14 protein-coding genes are annotated in these 16,730 nt (G+C 70.3%); 6 read left to right on the top strand and 8 right to left on the bottom strand.

The annotated features are described in order from the left end of the window. Positions 1-13: 13 nt before the first annotated feature. Entirely contained in the window at positions 14-1,231 is a 1,218-nt protein-coding gene (locus ACZ66S_RS28745) for an NYN domain-containing protein (protein ID WP_469904444.1), read from the bottom strand. 221 nt (positions 1,232-1,452) lie between these two features. Here ACZ66S_RS28745 and ACZ66S_RS28740 point away from each other — a divergent pair, with 221 nt between their 5' ends. Continuing rightward, positions 1,453-1,617 (top strand): hypothetical protein, encoded by a 165-nt coding sequence (locus ACZ66S_RS28740; RefSeq protein WP_185092792.1) that lies wholly within the window; start codon positions 1,453-1,455, stop codon positions 1,615-1,617. A 92-nt stretch (positions 1,618-1,709) separates the two neighbouring features. Here the strand turns inward: ACZ66S_RS28740 and dnaE are convergent, their stop codons facing one another. Then, positions 1,710-5,249 carry a DNA polymerase III subunit alpha gene (gene dnaE / locus ACZ66S_RS28735; protein ID WP_469904443.1) on the bottom strand — a complete coding sequence of 1,180 codons (3,540 nt, stop codon included), beginning with the start codon at positions 5,247-5,249 and terminating at the stop codon, positions 1,710-1,712. Between the two features lie 203 nt (positions 5,250-5,452). Here dnaE and ACZ66S_RS28730 point away from each other — a divergent pair, with 203 nt between their 5' ends. The 4 genes from ACZ66S_RS28730 to ACZ66S_RS28715 all read left to right on the top strand — a co-directional run bounded on the left by ACZ66S_RS28730 (position 5,453) and on the right by ACZ66S_RS28715 (position 10,257). Continuing rightward, on the top strand, positions 5,453-6,778 hold the full coding sequence (locus tag ACZ66S_RS28730; protein ID WP_469904442.1) for a DUF2252 domain-containing protein: 1,326 nt from the start codon (positions 5,453-5,455) through the stop codon (positions 6,776-6,778). Between the two features lie 91 nt (positions 6,779-6,869). Continuing rightward, entirely contained in the window at positions 6,870-7,616 is a 747-nt protein-coding gene (locus ACZ66S_RS28725; protein ID WP_469904441.1) for a hypothetical protein, read from the top strand. 86 nt (positions 7,617-7,702) lie between these two features. Then, positions 7,703-8,515 (top strand): thioredoxin domain-containing protein, encoded by an 813-nt coding sequence (locus ACZ66S_RS28720; protein WP_469904440.1) that lies wholly within the window; start codon positions 7,703-7,705, stop codon positions 8,513-8,515. An 83-nt stretch (positions 8,516-8,598) separates the two neighbouring features. Next, positions 8,599-10,257, top strand: a complete 1,659-nt coding sequence (locus ACZ66S_RS28715; RefSeq protein WP_469904439.1) for an alkaline phosphatase D family protein — start codon at positions 8,599-8,601, stop codon at positions 10,255-10,257. A gap of 14 nt (positions 10,258-10,271) precedes the next feature. On the opposite strand, the gene ACZ66S_RS28710 is transcribed toward ACZ66S_RS28715, so the two are convergent. After that, on the bottom strand, positions 10,272-10,841 hold the full coding sequence (locus ACZ66S_RS28710; protein WP_469904438.1) for a dienelactone hydrolase family protein: 570 nt from the start codon (positions 10,839-10,841) through the stop codon (positions 10,272-10,274). 117 nt (positions 10,842-10,958) lie between these two features. On the opposite strand from ACZ66S_RS28710, the gene ACZ66S_RS28705 reads away from it, so the two are divergent. Then, positions 10,959-12,077 carry a mechanosensitive ion channel family protein gene (locus ACZ66S_RS28705; protein WP_469904437.1) on the top strand — a complete coding sequence of 373 codons (1,119 nt, stop codon included), beginning with the start codon at positions 10,959-10,961 and terminating at the stop codon, positions 12,075-12,077. A 102-nt stretch (positions 12,078-12,179) separates the two neighbouring features. Here the strand turns inward: ACZ66S_RS28705 and ACZ66S_RS28700 are convergent, their stop codons facing one another. From ACZ66S_RS28700 to lspA, 5 genes are all read right to left on the bottom strand, one after another. Beyond that, entirely contained in the window at positions 12,180-12,920 is a 741-nt protein-coding gene (locus ACZ66S_RS28700) for an SDR family NAD(P)-dependent oxidoreductase (RefSeq protein ID WP_469904436.1), read from the bottom strand. Positions 12,921-12,971: 51 nt separating this feature from the next. Continuing rightward, positions 12,972-14,546 (bottom strand): Na+/H+ antiporter, encoded by a 1,575-nt coding sequence (locus ACZ66S_RS28695; protein ID WP_469904435.1) that lies wholly within the window; start codon positions 14,544-14,546, stop codon positions 12,972-12,974. A 92-nt stretch (positions 14,547-14,638) separates the two neighbouring features. Continuing rightward, positions 14,639-15,109 carry a GNAT family N-acetyltransferase gene (locus tag ACZ66S_RS28690; protein WP_469904434.1) on the bottom strand — a complete coding sequence of 157 codons (471 nt, stop codon included), beginning with the start codon at positions 15,107-15,109 and terminating at the stop codon, positions 14,639-14,641. Beyond that, entirely contained in the window at positions 15,106-16,050 is a 945-nt protein-coding gene (locus ACZ66S_RS28685) for an RluA family pseudouridine synthase (RefSeq protein ID WP_356586200.1), read from the bottom strand. The genes ACZ66S_RS28690 and ACZ66S_RS28685 overlap by 4 nt, the downstream gene beginning before the upstream one ends. 58 nt (positions 16,051-16,108) lie before the next feature. Further along, positions 16,109-16,684 (bottom strand): signal peptidase II, encoded by a 576-nt coding sequence (gene lspA / locus ACZ66S_RS28680; protein ID WP_469904433.1) that lies wholly within the window; start codon positions 16,682-16,684, stop codon positions 16,109-16,111. Positions 16,685-16,730 lie beyond the last annotated feature (46 nt).

Raw genomic sequence — 16,730 nt, 5'->3', positions numbered from 1 at the left:
GGTATGTGCCGTTTCACTCCCCGGCGGGGGCGTGCTCCGCCGCCGTCCGCACGTCGATCTCCCGCCAGAACCCGGCGCGGATCGCATAGCGGTCGTGCTCGTCGATCTGGTCGTCCTTGTGCGCGAGCAGCCCGAACCGGGCGGCGTACCGGAGCAGCTCCCCGTCGATCCGGTGCGGGACCCGCGGGTACATCCCGGACAGCCGCTGCAGGTGGGCCTGGTCGCCCAGCCGCTCCATCCACCGCCGGGCGAAGACCTGCCCGACCTCGTACGGGTCGCCGCCGACCGTGGTGATGTCCTCCTCCCGGTCGGCCCAGCGCTGCTCCGCCGTGGTGAGCTGCGCGAGCGTGGGCATGGAGGCGACCTCGGGCGGCTCGGCGGCACCCCCGGGCCGGTCGACCCAGCCCTTGTCGGAGGACCAGCGCAGGGTCGCGCTCGCGGGGTGCTGGGCGGGCTGCGCGCCGGGCGCCCGCAGCGCGGCGAGGTCCTTGGGCGTCGGCACTCCCTTGGGCGCAGGGACCCGCTCCTGCGTGCCGTTCTCGGAGGCGGCCGCCGGGGCGTGCTCGCTCTCCTCGGAGGTCCGCTCGGGCGCCTGCGAGAGGGCGGACTCGGGCAGCGGCGCCGAGAGGATCGCGGCGATCTCGGGCCGCGGCACCGGCTGCGGCGCGCAGATCCCGCCGAGCTCCTTCGCCCAGACGGCCTTGGTGATCCACGCACGGTCCAGCACCCGCCGCTCGTCCGCCTCGGCGACCAGGTCCTCCGACTGGTTGTAGTCCCCGTCGGCGGCCTGCACGGCCCACAGGTGTACGGCGACCCCGTGCTCCTTGGCGGCCATCATGCCCGGCAGCAGGTCCCCGTCGCCGGTCACGAGCACGATGTCGGAGCAGGCGCGGTTGCGGGCCAGCTCGGTGAGCTCGGCGTGCATGGCGGCGTCCACGCCCTTCTGGGCCCAGCGTCCGTCGCTGCGGGTCAGGGCGCCCAGCCGGACGGTGACCCGGGGCATCACCCGGAGTCGGCGGTGCTCGGGCTGCGGGACGCGGTCGGGGGCGCCGTCGAACCAGTAGATGCGCAGCAGGGGTCGTTCCGTGTCGGACTCGGCCCGGTCGCGCAGCCCCTGGACGAGGGCGGCGTGGTCGACGGTGATACGGGAACGGGAGGGCTCCCCGGCAAGGAGACTGGCGGCGGCCCCCAGCAGATACCCGGCGTCCACCAGGACGATGCAGCGGTCCACGCGATCCACCCTCTTTCCGGGAGGTTTGCTTCGGGCTTCCTTCGAGTCTGCCCGACCACGCCGGGGTTAACGGCCCGAACTCGATCTTCGGCGTGGCGTTTCGGGGCATTGCCCGGCGACATCCCCTGTCACGCACGGTAATTATCCGAAATGCGCCTGTTGTCAGCCTATGTGAATCTGGTCCCGGCCCTGGCCCCTAGATCCCCACAGGAGGCACCACCATGGCCAAGAACAAGAAGCAGAACCGTAAGCCGTCGCAGTCCGAGCGTGCCGGGCAGGAGCCCCAGCACTCCTCGATGGAGACACAGACCGAGCAGCACGGTCCGCAGGTCACTCCCGGCGACATGGCACGCAAGGGCCGGCAGAAAAGCTTCGGCCACAACTGACATGTGCATAAAGGGTTGTTGAGACCCGGATACACGGAAGGGCGCACCCCCTCGGGAGTGCGCCCCTCTGCATGTCCGGTCCGCCCGGTCGCTCAGCCCGCCAGGCAGGACGGTCCGAGCAGCACCTTGAGGTCGCCGAAGAGCGCCGGGTCCGGCTTCACCCGGTGCCGGTCCAGCCGCAGGACCGTCGTCCTGCTCGGCCCCTGGAGACGGATGCGGACCTCACTCTCCCCCTTGTGGTGGCTGAGGATCTCACCGAGCCTGCTGACCATCGGCGGAGTGACCTTCAGCGCCGGGATGGTGAGGATCACGGGCGCGTTGGTGCCCGCGTTGGACAGATCGGGGACCTGGAGCTCCATCGCGACCAGCCGGGGCACGTCCTCCCGCTTGTCGAGGCGGCCCTTGACGAACACCACCGCGTCCTCGACGAGTTGGGTCGACACGAGCTGGTAGGTCGCCGGGAAGAACATGCACTCGATGGAACCGGCGAGGTCCTCGACGGTGGCGATCGCCCAGGCGTTGCCCTGCTTGGTCATCTTGCGCTGGAGGCCGGAGATGATGCCGCCGATGGTGACGACCGCGCCGTCCGCGTGCTCACCGCCGGTGAGCTGGGCGATGCCCGCGTCGGCCTTGTCGGACAGCACGTGCTCCAGACCGAACAGCGGGTGGTCGGAGACGTACAGACCGAGCATCTCCCGCTCCTGGGCAAGCAGATAGGTCTTGTCCCACTCGTCCTCGGTGAACTGCACGTCGAGCCCGAAGCCGGGTTCGCTGCTCTCCTCCTCGCCCATCCCGCCGAAGAGGTCGAACTGGCCCTCGGCCTCCTTGCGCTTGACCGCGACCACGTTGTCGATCATCGGTTCGTACTGCGCGGTGAGGCCCTTGCGGGTGTGCCCGAGGGTGTCGAAGGCGCCCGCCTTGATCAGCGACTCCGTGGTGCGCTTGTTGCAGGCGACCGCCTCGACCTTGTCGAGGTAGTCGGGGAAGGAGACGTACTTCCCCTTGGCCTTGCGGCTCTTGATGATCGACTCGACCACGTTGGTGCCGACGTTGCGCACCGCCTCCAGGCCGAAGAGGATCACGTCGTCGCCCTGCGCGGCGAAGTTGTGCACCGACTCGTTGACGTTCGGCGGGAGCACCTTGATGCCCATGCGCCGGCACTCGTTGAGGTAGACGGCCGACTTGTCCTTGTCGTCCTTGACGGAGGTCAGCAGGGCGGCCATGTACTCGGCCGGGTAGTTGGCCTTCAGGTAGGCGGTCCAGTACGACACCAGTCCGTACGCGGCGGAGTGCGCCTTGTTGAACGCGTATCCGGCGAACGGGACCAGTACGTCCCACAGGGCCTGGATCGCCTCGTCGCTGTAGCCGTTCTTCTGGGCGCCGGCCTGGAAGATGGTGAAGTTCTTCGCCAGTTCGTCGGGCTTCTTCTTGCCCATCACGCGGCGCAGGATGTCGGCCTCGCCGAGCGAGTAGCCGGCGATGATCTGCGCGGCCTTCTGCACCTGCTCCTGGTAGACGATCAGGCCGTAGGTGACGTCCAGGACCTCCCGGAGGGGCTCTTCGAGCTCCGGGTGGATGGGGGTGATCTCCTGGAGCTTGTTCTTGCGCAGCGCGTAGTTGGTGTGCGAGTCCATGCCCATCGGGCCGGGACGGTAGAGCGCGGAGACGGCGGAGATGTCCTCGAAGTTGTCGGGCTTCATCAGGCGCAGCAGGGAGCGCATGGGGCCGCCGTCGAACTGGAAGACGCCGAGGGTCTCACCGCGCTGGAGGAGTTCGAAGGTCGTCGGGTCGTCCAGCGGGAGGCTCAGCAGCTCCAGGTCGATGCCCTTGTTGGACTTCACCATCTTGACGGCGTCGTCCATGATCGTCAGGTTGCGCAGGCCGAGGAAGTCCATCTTCAGCAGGCCGAGCGACTCGCAACTCGGGTAGTCCCACTGCGTGATGGTCACGCCGTCGGTGTGCCGGACCCAGACGGGCACGTGCTCGGTGATGGTCTCGCTGGACATGATCACGCCGGCGGCGTGCACGCCCATCTGCCGGACCAGGCCCTCGACGCCCTTGGCGGTGTCGATGACCTTCTTCACGTCCGGTTCGTTCTCGTACATCCCGCGGACCTCGCCCGCCTCCGAGTAGCGGGGGTGCGAGGGGTCGGTGATGCCGTTGAGGTCGATGCCCTTGCCGAGGACGTCGGCGGGCATGGCCTTGGTGATGCGGTCGCCCATCGCGTACGGGTAGCCCAGCACGCGCGCGGAGTCCTTGATCGCGTTCTTGGCCTTGATCTTGCCGTAGGTGCCGATCATGGCGACCTTGTCGGCGCCGTACTTCTCGGTCACGTACCGGATCACCTCGACGCGCCGACGCTCGTCGAAGTCGATGTCGACATCGGGCATGGAGACGCGCTCGGGGTTGAGGAACCGCTCGAAGATCAGACCGTGCGGGATCGGGTCGAGGTCGGTGATGCCCATGGCGTAGGCGACGATCGAACCGGCCGCGGAGCCTCGGCCGGGGCCGACCGCGATGCCGTTGTTCTTGGCCCACATGATGAAGTCGGCGACCACGAGGAAGTAGCCCGGGAACCCCATCTGGATGATGACGTCCATCTCGTACTCGACCTGGCGCTGGCGGTCCTCGGGGATGCCGCCGGGGAAGCGGCGCTCCATGCCGCGGCGGACCTCCTCCTTGAACCAGGTGACCTCGGTGTAGCCCTCGGGGATGTCGAACTTCGGCATGAGGTTCCTGGCCTCGAACATGCCGGTGGTGTCGACCATCTCGGCGATCAGGAGGGTGTTGGCGCACCCCTCCTGCCAGGCGTCCGAGGAGTCGATGGCGTACATCTCCTCCGTGGACTTCAGGTAGTAGCCGGTGCCGTCGAACTTGAAGCGGTCGGGGTCGGAGAGGTTCTTGCCGGTCTGGATGCACAGCAGGGCGTCGTGGGCGGTCGCCTCGTGCGCGTACGTGTAGTGCGAGTCGTTGGTGACCAGCGGGGGGATGCCGAGCTTCTTGCCGATCTCCAGGAGGCCGTCGCGGACCCGGTGCTCGATCTCGATGCCGTGGTCCATCAGCTCCAGGAAGTAGCGGTCCTTGCCGAAGATGTCCTGGTAGTCGGCGGCCGCCTTCAGGGCCTCGTCGTACTGGCCGAGGCGCAGCCGGGTCTGGAGCTCGCCGGAGGGGCAGCCGGTGGAGGCGACGATCCCCTCGGACCACTGGGAGATCGTCTCCTTGTCCATCCGGGGCCACTTCTGCAGCCAGCCCTCGGCATAGGCGTCGGAGGAGAGCCGGAAGAGGTTGTGCAGACCGGTCGAGTTCACGGCCCACATCGTCTTGTGGGTGTAACCACCCGAACCGGAGACGTCGTCCCGCTTCTGGTGCGGCTGGCCCCACTGGATCTTGCGCTTGTTGCGCCGGGACTCGGGCGCGACGTACGCCTCGATCCCGATGATCGGGGTGACCCCGGCCTTCTTCGCAGAGTGGAAGAAGTCGTACGCCCCGTGGAGGTTGCCGTGGTCGGACATGGCGATGTGGCTCATGCCCATCTCGTTGCACGCGTCGAACATGTCCTTGAGCCGCGCGGCACCGTCCAGCAGGGAGTACTGGGTGTGGACGTGCAGGTGCGTGAACGGCGGCTTTGACACGGCGTGGCCTCCATGGAAAACACTCGACGACAGGCGGGCGGACAGTTCGGGGGACAGCGTCGAAGTCTATGCCTCGGCACTGACACTCAGGGGGCCGCCCCGCGTACCTTCACAACGAGGGTCGCGGGCACTTTCACCCGGGCCCGCCCGTTGGACAGACGGCAGAAACGCTGTCGTACACATGCACCAGGAGGCACCCCGCGATGTCGGTACCGCAGCTCAACGACGAGCACCGCGGCGAGGAGATCCTCGCTGTCTTCGACACCGCCTTCGGCGAGCTCCTGGCCGCCGATCCGGCCGCGTTCCGTGTGAAGTTCCGCAAGATGGCGGCCTCGGCGTTCGCGTTCTACCGGGGTACGGCGTGCCTCTTCTACCACGACCTCGACGCGGAGAAGCGGGGCGGGCCGTACCTGGACGAGCGCACCTCGCGGGTGTGGATCCACGGCGACCTGCACGCGGAGAACTTCGGCACGTACCTGGACGCCAACGGCCGGCTGATCTTCAACGTCAACGACTTCGACGAGGCCTACGTCGGCCCGTTCACCTGGGACCTCAAGCGCTTCGCCGCCTCCGTCGCGCTGATCGGGTACGCCAAGGCGCTCGGCGACGAGCAGATCACCGAGCTCGTGGAGGTGTACGCGGGCGCGTACCGAGAGCGGATCCACGCCCTGGCCACCGGCGCCAAGAGCGACGAGGTGCCGCCCTTCACCCTGGACACCGCCCAGGGCCCCCTCCTGGACGCACTGCGCGACGCCCGCTCCCTGACCCGCTTCGGCCTCCTGGAGTCGATGACGGAGATCCGCGACTTCGAGCGCCGCTTCGCGCCGGGCGGCGGCTCCATCGAGCTGGACGCGGCCACCCGCTACAAGGTGCTCGCGGCCTTCGACGGCTATCTGGAGACCCTCCCGGAGGCGTCCCTGGCCCGCCCGGACTCCTACCGCGTCAAGGACGTCGTGGGCCGCCGCGGCATCGGCATCGGCTCGGCCGGGCTGCCGTCGTACAACATCCTGCTGGAGGGACACACCGACGCCCTGGAGAACGATGTGGTGATCTACATCAAGCAGGCCCAGACCCCGGCCGTCTCCCGGCACATCACCGACCCGGCGATCCGCGACTACTTCCAGCACGAGGGACACCGCACGGTGATCTCCCAGCGCGCCCTCCAGCAGCACGCGGACCCGTGGCTGGGCTGGACCGAGCTGAGCGGCGCGGGCCAGTTGGTCGCGGAGATCTCGCCGTACGCCGTGGACCTGGACTGGGGCGACATCGACGACCCGGAGGAGATCGCGGGCGTCGTCGCCGACCTCGGCCGGGCCACGGCCACCATGCACGCGGCGGCGGACGACACCTCCGGCGAGTCCCTGGTGCCCTTCTCCACCGAGCGGGCCATCGACGCGGCCATCGCCGCCGACGAGGACGGGTTCGCGGGCCTCCTGGTCGACTTCGCGCACAGCTACGGCGCACGCGCGCGTGCCGACCACCAGACCTTCGTCGACCTGTTCCGCAACGGCCGCATCCCGGGCCTGTGACGCCGACCCTGCCACCGCTCATAACGATAGGGCCGCTCACAGGGATCCTTTAGGGGTCCCTTACAGGCCCACGTGACACACTCTCCACGCTATGGACATATCCGGGACCCAGCTACGAGCGCTCCGCGCGGCGCTGTTCACGGCACTCGTCGTGACGCTCAGCACCGCGTCGCACGTGCTGCTGTCCCGGGCTCCCCTGCCGCTCAACACGGTGGCGGTGGTCGCCGCCGCCGTGTTCGCGCTCACCTTCGCGCTGGCCGGCCGGGAGCGCGGCTTCGGGCAGATCGCCGCCGTGCTGATCCCGCTGGAGCTCGCCGCCGACACCGTCTTCACCACCGGGCAGCACGTCTGCTACGGCGCCGCGGGCGGCCCGGTGGCGGGCCCGCTGCGCTCGGTCGGCTGGGACGTGTTCTGCGGCGACGGCACCAGCGTCGGCTCGCCGCTGGCCCAATTCAGCCGGGGTGGCGCGCAGCGCCTCCGTGAGGGGTGGTGGTCGGGCGGCGGGTGGGACGGCACCGACCCCGACCGGCTCGGCGGCCTGCTCGCCCACGCCGACCCGCGGACCGCCTGGCTGCTGCTGGGCGCCCATGTCCTCGTCGGGCTCCTCGCGGCCGGCTGGCTGCGCCGCGGCGAACGGGCCCTGGCCCAGTCGCTGCGCGCCATGGCCGCCACGACCTTCCGGCCGCTGCTCCTCGCGGCCGCCGCGCTGACCGCGCGGTCGGCGCCGGAGCCGGCCCGTCCGGTGCGTCCCGGCCGTCGTACGGCCGCCGTGCTCGACGAGATCCTCGTGCACTCCCTGGGACGGCGTGGACCGCCGTGCTCGCCCGCCGCAGCCTGAACCGGCCGGCATCCGAGCACCACCAGTCCCGACCCACGTATCCCCGCACACGACGTGTGCGCGTCCCCTCGATGGAGAACACCACCATGAGCAAGCGGAACAGCCAGGCCGCGAAGACCGCCGCCCGCGAGCGGCTGCGGCAGGAGCGCGAGCGCCAGGCCAAGCGCGACAAGATCAAGCGGCAGGTCATCGTCGCCTGCTCCATCGTCGGCGTCCTGGCGATAGCCGGCGGCATCAGCTACGCGGTCGTCCAGAGCAACAAGCCCGGTTACTGGGAAGAGGCCAAGAACGACAAGCTGGTCAAGCCGGCCAACAGCACGGGCACCAACGGCACGACCGTCGTGATCGGCAAGAGCACCGCCAAGAAGACCCTGGTCATGTACGAGGACCCGCGCTGCCCCGTGTGCGCGCAGTTCGAGGAGACCGTCGGCTCGACCGTCGACAAGGACGTCGCGGACGGCAAGTTCAAGCTCCAGTACGTCGGCGCCACCTTCCTCGACGGCAACCTCGGCGGCGAGGGCTCCAAGAACGGCCTCAGCGCCCTCGGCGCGGCACTGAACGTCAGCCCCGAGGCGTTCCTGAAGTACAAGACCGCGATGTACTCCACGAAGTGGCACCCCTCCGAGGACACCGACAAGTTCAAGGACGACGCCTACCTCATCAAGATCGCGCAGACCGTCCCGGAGCTGAAGGACAACAAGACCTTCCAGAACGCCGTGAAGAACGGCACCTACGACAAGTGGGCCCTGGTCATGTCCGAGAAGTTCAACAAGGACGGCGTGACCGGCACCCCGACGCTGAAGATGGACGGCAAGACGCTGACCGGTTCCGACGGTCAGAGCGCTCCGATGACGGTCGCCGACTTCAACACCGCGCTGACGGCGGCCCTGAAGGCCTGATCCCGCACTCTTCGGGCAAAGAGCGGGCGAACTTTCACGGGTTCGCCCGCTCTCGTTCATACCGATCAGTAACCTGATCGGCCGTGACTACTAGTAGACAGAGAACAGCCGAGAGCAACTCCCTGTCCCCGCGCCGCCGTACGGTCGTCAAGGCCGCGGCGGCCACCGCCGTCCTGGCCGCCCCGCTCGCCGCCGCGAGGCCGGCCGGCGCGGTCGAGGCCCCCGCCTTCCTGCACGGTGTGGCCTCCGGCGACCCGCTCCCCAACGGCATCCTGCTGTGGACCCGGATCACCCCGACCGCCGAGGCCGCACCCGGCTCCGGGCTCGGCCCGGACACCGAGGTCGGCTGGGTCGTCGCCGCGGACAAGGCCTTCACGAACATCGTCGCCAAGGGCTCCGTCACCGCGACCGCCGCCTCCGACCACACGGTCAAGGCGGACGTGCGCGGTCTCACGCCCGCGACCGACTACTGGTTCCGCTTCTCGGCGGGCGGCACCGACTCCCCGGCGGCGCGCACCCGCACCGCGCCGGCGGCGGACGCGGCCGTCGCGGGCCTGCGCTTCGGCGTGGTCTCCTGCGCCAACTGGGAGGCCGGCTGGTTCTCGTCCTACCGCCACCTCGCGGCCCGCGGCGACCTGGACGCCTGGCTCCACCTGGGCGACTACGTCTACGAGTACGGCACCGGCCAGTACGGCACCCGCGACACCGTCGTACGGCAGCACGCGCCGACCCACGAGATCCTCACCCTCGCCGACTACCGGATCCGGCACGGCAAGTACAAGACGGACCCCGACCTCCAGGCGCTGCACGCGGTCGCCCCGGTCATCGCGATCTGGGACGACCACGAGTTCGCCAACGACGCCTGGTCGGGCGGCGCCGAGAACCACACCGAGGGCACGGAGGGCGCCTGGTCGGCCCGTCAGGCCGCGGCCAAGCAGGCCTACTTCGAGTGGATGCCGGTCCGCACGGCGACCGCCGGCACCACCTACCGGCGGCTGCGCTTCGGCAAGCTCGCCGACCTCTCGCTGCTCGACCTGCGGTCCTACCGCTCGCAGCAGGTCGGCGTGGGCAGCGGCTCGGTCGACGACCCGGACCGCACCCTCACCGGCCGGGCCCAACTGGACTGGCTCAAGGCGGGGCTGAAGTCCTCCGACACCACCTGGCGGCTGGTCGGCAACTCCGTGATGATCTCGCCGTTCGCGATCGGCTCGCTCTCCGCCGAGCTGCTCAAGCCGCTCGCCGAGCTGCTCGGGCTGCCGCAGGAGGGCCTCGCCCTCAACACCGACCAGTGGGACGGCTACACGGACGACCGCCGCGAACTCCTCGCCCACCTGCGCTCCAACGCCATCCGCAACACCGTCTTCCTGACCGGTGACATCCACATGGCGTGGGCCAACGACGTGCCCGTGGACGCCGGCACCTACCCGCTGTCGGCATCGGCCGCGACGGAGTTCGTCGTCACGTCGGTGAGCTCCGACAACCTCGACGACATCCTGAAGGTCCCCGAGGGCACGGTCACCGCGCTCGCCGCCCCGGTCATCCGGCTCGCCAACCGGCACGTCCACTGGGTGGACACCGACCGCCACGGCTACGGCGTCCTGGACATCACCGCCGACCGGGCGCAGATGGACTACTACGTGCTGTCCGACAAGACGCAGCAGAACGCGACCTCGTCCTGGGCGCGTTCGTACCGCACGCGGACCGGCACGCAGAAGGTCGAGCGGACCTACACCCCCGTCTAGAGCGCGGGCCGCGTCTAGAGGGTCTCCAGGAAGCCGAGGGCCACCCGCCAGGTGGCCTCGGCGGCCTCCTCGTCGTAGTCCGGCAGGTCGGGGTCGGTGTAGAGGTGACCGGCCCCGGCGTACCGGTAGATCTCGACGTCGGCGCCGGTGCGGCCCATCTGGAGGTACCAGGCGCTCAGCCAGTCGTCGGTCTCGAAGGGGTCGGGCTCGGCCACGTGCAGTTGGACCGGCAGGTCGTCCGCGGTCGCGGTCGGCGCGATGTCCGACGTGCCGTGCAGGAGCAGCAGCCCGCGGGCCTTCTCGTCGCCGAGGGCGAGGGTCTGCGCGACGGAGGCGCCGAGCGAGAACCCGGCGTAGACGAGGCCGCGCTCGGAGTAGGGAGCGGCGGCCAGGACGGCCCGCTTGAGCAGTTCGTCCTTGCCGATCTCCTCGTTGAAGGCCATGCCCTCCTCGACCGTGTCGAACGTGCGCCCCTCGAAGAGGTCCGGCGTCCACACCTCGTGCCCGGCCTCCCGCAGCCGGTCGGCGGCCTGGCGGACGGCGGGCCTGAGGCCGTAGGTCGAGTGGAAGAGCATGATGTTCATGAGGCCATGGTGCCAGCCCGCACCGACAGCGCCCCGCCGCGGGCCGGGCGGCCCGTACCCACTTCGCGGCGGAAGTCACATGTTCATGCCCCGCCCGGGCCGGTTAGGTTCGGGGTCATGGAGAACGTACTCCGCCCACTGATCGTGGTCGGCGGCTCGGTGCTGCTCACACTGCTGATCGGCTGGGCCACCGACCGTCTGCTGCGCAAGGCCGACGACCGTCACAGCGAGACCCCGATGTGGGGTCTGCTGCGCCGTGGCCGCATCCCCTACATGCTCGTGCTGTGCGCGGCGATGCTGAGAGGTTCGTACGACGAGGCGCAGGTGCTGGAGGGGCACAGCGCCGGCATCGGGCAGACGCTGACGCTGGTCCTGATCGGGGCGACCGCCTGGCTGGTGATCCGGATCGCCGCCGCCATAGTGGAGACGACGTACACCCGTTACGCGCGCGCCCACCACGACGCGGCCCGGGTCCGTCGGGTGCGCACCCAGGTGACGCTGATCACCAGGGTGGTCGCCGCGGTCGTCGGGGTGATGGCGGTGGCCGCGATGCTGCTGACGTTCCCGGCGATGCGCGCGGCCGGTGCCTCACTGCTGGCCTCGGCCGGAATCCTCGGCATCGTCGCCGGTGTGGCCGCCCAGTCGACGCTGAGCAACATGTTCGCCGGGCTGCAGATCGCCTTCGGTGACATGGTGCGCATCGGTGACACCGTGGTGGTGGACGGCGAGTGGGGCACCGTCGACGAGATCACGCTGACCTTCCTGACGGTACGGACCTGGGACGAGCGCCGGATCACCATGCCGGTGTCGTACTTCACCTCGAAGCCGTTCGAGAACTGGTCGCGCGGCACCCCGCAGATGACCGGCATCGTCTACTGGCACGTCGACCACACGGCCCCGGTGGAGCTGATGCGGGAGCGGCTGCGGGACATCCTGCGCGAGTGCCCGGCCTGGGACGGCCGCGACTACGGTCTCGCCGTCACCGACACCACCCCGAACACCATGCAGGTGCGGGCGCTGGTGACCGCCAAGGACGCCGACGACATCTGGACGGTCCGGGTCACGGTCCGCGAGCAGATGATCCGCTGGCTCACCGACAACCACCCCTACGCCCTGCCCCGGGTCAACACGGCGGACGCGACGCTCGCTCCGGGGTTCCGGCGGCTCAACGGCCACGAGAGGGACGGCGAGACACCCCGCCGCGCCCACGAGTCCCCGCGAACGGGGCGCGGCTAGACGGTCCGTCGTGGCGCCGGTGCCCGCACTGACTCAGGGGCGCGGGGAACTGCGCGACCGGCCACGACGGACCCGCACCCGCCAACGGCCGCGCAGCCCCCGTCACCTCCCGCGCTCAGCACCACCATTGACCTGCACGACCTGAGAAGTCACATGCCCCGCCCCGGCCGACGCCAGCCAGTGAAGCGTGGCCGCGATGTCCCCCGGCGTCCCGGCCCGCCCGGTGGACGTGTCACCGACCAGCCGCTCCCGGCGAGCGGGATCAATGGCCGGTCCGAAGAACTCCGTGTCCTCGATGTACCCCGGCGCCACCACGTTCGCCGTGATCCCGCGCGGCCCCAACTCCCGTGCGAGATCATGGGCGTACGGGTGCAGCCCGGCCTTCGCCGCCCCGTACGCCCCGCTCCCGGACCCCCGGTAGGCGGCGATGGAGCTGACGAACAGGACCCGCCCGCCGGGTGAGGCGAGCCGGTCCTTCAGTCCCTCGGTGAGCAGGGCCGCGGTCAGCAGGTTGAGCCGGAAGTTCACGGTCCAGTTGTGCGCGACGGCGTCGAGCGGGTCGGAGCTGTCGGCGGGCGGTTCGAGCTGTCCGGTGCCCCCGGCGCTGTGGATCAGCACGTCCACGGCGCCGAGTTCGCGCGCCACGAACCCGACGACCCCGCGCACCTGGTCGGCGTCGGCGAGATCGGCGGCGTACGTCAGCGCCCCGGGCACCCCCGCCTTCTCCAGCACCCCGGCGCGCCGCCCGAGCAGCAGCACCCGGTCCCCTTCCGCGGCGAACACCTGCGCCGCCGCGAGCCCGATTCCCGTACCGCCACCGCTGATCACCACGTTGCGAGCCATGACCGCAGCCTACAAAGACGCGGTTGGCGCGTTCACCCCGCGTTCGCGGACTCAGCGCAGACTGCGGACGTCCAGATGCCGCAGCACCCGGTCCACGACCTCGGGGTCGGCCCCCGGCTCGCTGCGTGCCGCCAGCACCTCGTGCCGTGCCGCGCTCAGCAGCTCGCCCTGGATGCGCCGCACCCGCTTGAGCCGCCGCCGGGCCTCGCGCCGCTCCTCGTCCCCCATCTCGGGATGGATCCGCACGCCGATCTCGAACGCCCGCCGCTGCATCTGCTCGGCCAGCTCCTCCGGCAGCTCCTCGACGGTCTCGATCTCCCGCAGCCGCCGTTTCGCCGCCTTCGCCGCACGGACGGCGAGGGCCTTCTCGAACTCCTTCTCCCGCTCGGTGTCGGCCCGCACCCCCAGCCGCTTCACCAGCCACGGCAGGGTCAGCCCCTGGAGCACCAGCGTGGCCATGATCACCCCGAAGGCGATGAAGATGATCTCGTCCCGGTCCGGGAAGCCCGCCCCGGACTCGGTCTCCAGCGGAATGGCCAGCGCCAGCGCCACCGAGGCCACGCCCCGCATCCCGGACCACCACATGATGACGGTCTCCCGCCAACTGGTCGGGATCTCCTCGCTGTAGTCCCGTTTCGCGTGCATCCGCTTGGTGAGCCAGGTGGCCGGCAGCAGCCACGCGAGGCGTACCAGGACGACCACGGCGACGATCGCCGCGGCCCAGCCGAGCATCTCGCCCCAGCGCCCGGACGCGGTCCGGATGGCGTTGTGCAGTTCGAGCCCGATGAGCCCGAAGGCCACGCCGGTGACGAGCGTGTCGACGATGTCCCAGAAGGTGTGCCCGGCGAGCCGGGTCATCACGTCGTCGGCGTCGGTGCCGTACTCGGCGAGGAACAGGGCGGTGGTCAGCACGGCGAGCACACCGGAGCCGTGAAGCTCCTCGGCGAGCACGTAGGAGGCGTACGGCACGAGGACCGTCAGCCCGATCTGGAGGGTGGCGTCGCCCAGCAGGTCCATCAGCTTGTTGGCGCCCCAGCCCAGCGCGAGTCCCACGACGACGGCGACCACCGCGGAGAGCACCAGCTCCAGACCGGCCTCCCCGGCCGTGAACGAACCGCTGACGGCCGCGGCGACGGCCACGTGGTAGAGCACGATCGCCGTGACGTCGTTGAACAGGCCCTCGCCCTCCAGGATGGACACCAGCCTGCGGGGCAGCCCGAGTTGGCCCGCGACGGCGGTCGCGGCGACCGGGTCGGGCGGTGCGACCAGCGCGCCGAGCGCGACGGCGGCCGCGATCGGCAGTCCCGGCACGATCGCGTGGGCGACGACGGCGACGCACAGGGTGGTCACGAAGACGAGCGCGACGGCGAGCAGGAAGATCGGCCGCTTGTTGGCGGTGAACTGCCGCCAGGAAGTGCGCCGCACCGCCGCGTACAGCAGCGGCGGCAGCAGGATCGGCAGGATCAGTTCGGGCGGGATGTCGACATTCGGTACGAAGTCCAGCACCGCGAGCAGTATGCCGAGCAGTGTCATCAGCACCGGCGCCGGCAACCCGAACCGGTCCCCCACCGGGACACTGATCAGAGCCCCCAGCAACAACACGAACAACAGGGCCAACTGATCCACGGTCAGGACTCCGGGCAGATCGACGAACCAACGGTCACTTCAGTCTGCCCGTAAATCGCCCGGACGCTCCCGACCGCCGCTCCCGCCGAGCCTCAGAGAACGCGCCGCATGGCCCGGTGCGGTATCCCCGCGTCCGGGAACTCCGGCCCGTACGCCACGTACCCGAGCCGCTCGTAGAACCCCAGCGCGTGCGTCTGGGCGTGCAGGTCCACCGCGGCCAGCCCACGCGCGCGTGCCGCGTCCTCGATGGCCCGCACCAGGGCCGCCCCCACCCCGAGGCCCCGAGCGGCCTGCGTCACCGCGAGCCGCCCGAGCGAGCCCACCGAGGGGTCACCGCCGGTCTTGCCGGCCGCCGCGTCCCCGGACAGCAGCCGCCCGGTCCCGAGCGGCACCCCGTCCTCCCGCACGGCCAGCACATGCACGGCCACGGCGTCGTAGGCGTCGTACTCGATGTCCTCGGGCACGCCCTGCTCGCCGACGAAGACCTCCTTGCGCACCCTGAAGCACGCCTCACGGTCGGCGGGGTCCTCGGCGACCCGCACCTCGTACGCGCGCGTGCTCACCCGTAGGTCTCCTCACGCACCAGGTCCAGGGCCTGCTGGAGGTCGTCCGGGTAGTCACTGGCGAACTCCACCCACTCGCCGTCCCCGGGGTGCTCGAAGCCGAGCCGCACCGCGTGCAGCCACTGCCGGGTCAGCCGCAGCCGCTTGGCGAGCGTCGGGTCGGCGCCGTACGTCAGGTCGCCGACGCAGGGGTGGCGGTGGGCCGCCATGTGGACGCGGATCTGGTGGGTGCGCCCGGTCTCCAGCTTCACGTCGAGCAGGGAGGCCGCGCGGAACGCCTCGATCAGGTCGTAGTGCGTGACGGACGGCTTGCCCTCGGCGGTGACCGCCCACTTGTAGTCGTGGTTCGGGTGCCGGCCGATGGGCGCGTCGATGGTGCCGCTGGTCGGGTCCGGATGGCCCTGGACGAGCGTGTGGTACCGCTTGTCGACCGTGCGCTCCTTGAACTGGCGCTTGAGCGAGGTGTACGCCCGCTCCGACTTGGCCACGACCATCAGCCCCGAGGTGCCCACGTCGAGCCGGTGCACGATGCCCTGGCGCTCGGCGGCCCCGGAGGTCGAGATGCGGTACCCGGCGGCGGCGAGCCCGCCGATCACGGTGGTCCCGGTCCAGCCCGGCGAGGGGTGCGCGGCCACGCCGACCGGCTTGACGATCACGACCACGTCGTCGTCGTCATGGACGATCTCCATGCCCTCGACCGGCTCGGCGACGATCTGCACGGGCGCGGGCGCCTGCGGCATCTCGACCTCCAGCCAGGCCCCGCCGTGCACCCGCTCGGACTTCCCGACCACCGACCCGTCGACCGTGACCTTCCCCGAGGCGGCGAGCTCGGCCGCCTTGGTCCGGGAGAAGCCGAACATGCGGGAGATGGCGGCGTCGACGCGCTCGCCCTCCAGGCCGTCGGGCACGGGCAGGGTACGGATCTCGGGAATGGTGCTCACCCGTCGAGTATGCCGGACGGGTGAGACAGCCCCGACCGAGCCTGTGGAAAACCCGGGCTCAGTCCTTGTGGACGGTGCCGTCCGGGTCGAGGCCCCGGAAGGACAGCAGCACGATCAGGATGCCGCCGCACACGATCGCCGAGTCGGCGAGGTTGAACACCGCGAAGTGCTTGGGCGCGATGAAGTCGACGACCGCGCCCTCGAAGACGCCGGGCGAGCGGAAGAGCCGGTCGGTGAGATTGCCGAGCGCGCCGCCCAGCAGCAGACCGAGCGCGATCGCCCACGGCAGGCTGTAGAGCTTGCGGGCGAGCCGGGCGATGACCACGATCACGGCCGCCGCGATCACCGTGAAGATCACGGTGAAGGCCTCGCCGAAGCCGAAGGCCGCGCCCGCGTTGCGGATCGCCTCGAACTTCAGCCAGTCCCCGATGATCTCGATCGGCTCGTGGTGCTCCAGCCGGGCGACCACGATCATCTTGCTGACCAGGTCGAGGGCGTAGGCGAAGGCGGCCACCGTGAACAGCACGGCGATCCGACGCCTGCCCCGGGGCCGCGCCGTCTGGTCCTGCTCCGGCTCGGCCCCCGCCGCCTCTGGGGTATCCGGCGTACCGATGATGCGCTCCGCCTCTGCCACGTGAGTCCCTCGACCTAGGTACCTGACTGAGGACGAGGGTACGACA

Source organism: Streptomyces sp. NPDC107471 (genome assembly GCF_055582845.1).
This window is presented reverse-complemented; position numbering and strand designations above follow the sequence as displayed.

What these genes read in the sequence shown, in the direction of transcription:
- ACZ66S_RS28740 (WP_185092792.1), top strand. Translation starts at nt 1,453, where the DNA reads ATGGCCAAGAACAAGAAGCAGAACCGTAAGCCGTCGCAGTCCGAGCGT.
- ACZ66S_RS28730 (WP_469904442.1), top strand. Translation starts at nt 5,453, where the DNA reads ATGTCGGTACCGCAGCTCAACGACGAGCACCGCGGCGAGGAGATCCTC.
- ACZ66S_RS28720 (WP_469904440.1), top strand. Translation starts at nt 7,703, where the DNA reads ATGAGCAAGCGGAACAGCCAGGCCGCGAAGACCGCCGCCCGCGAGCGG.
- ACZ66S_RS28705 (WP_469904437.1), top strand. Translation starts at nt 10,959, where the DNA reads ATGGAGAACGTACTCCGCCCACTGATCGTGGTCGGCGGCTCGGTGCTG.
- ACZ66S_RS28700 (WP_469904436.1), bottom strand. Translation starts at nt 12,920, where the DNA reads ATGGCTCGCAACGTGGTGATCAGCGGTGGCGGTACGGGAATCGGGCTC.
- ACZ66S_RS28725 (WP_469904441.1), top strand. Translation starts at nt 6,870, where the DNA reads ATGGACATATCCGGGACCCAGCTACGAGCGCTCCGCGCGGCGCTGTTC.
- ACZ66S_RS28710 (WP_469904438.1), bottom strand. Translation starts at nt 10,841, where the DNA reads ATGAACATCATGCTCTTCCACTCGACCTACGGCCTCAGGCCCGCCGTC.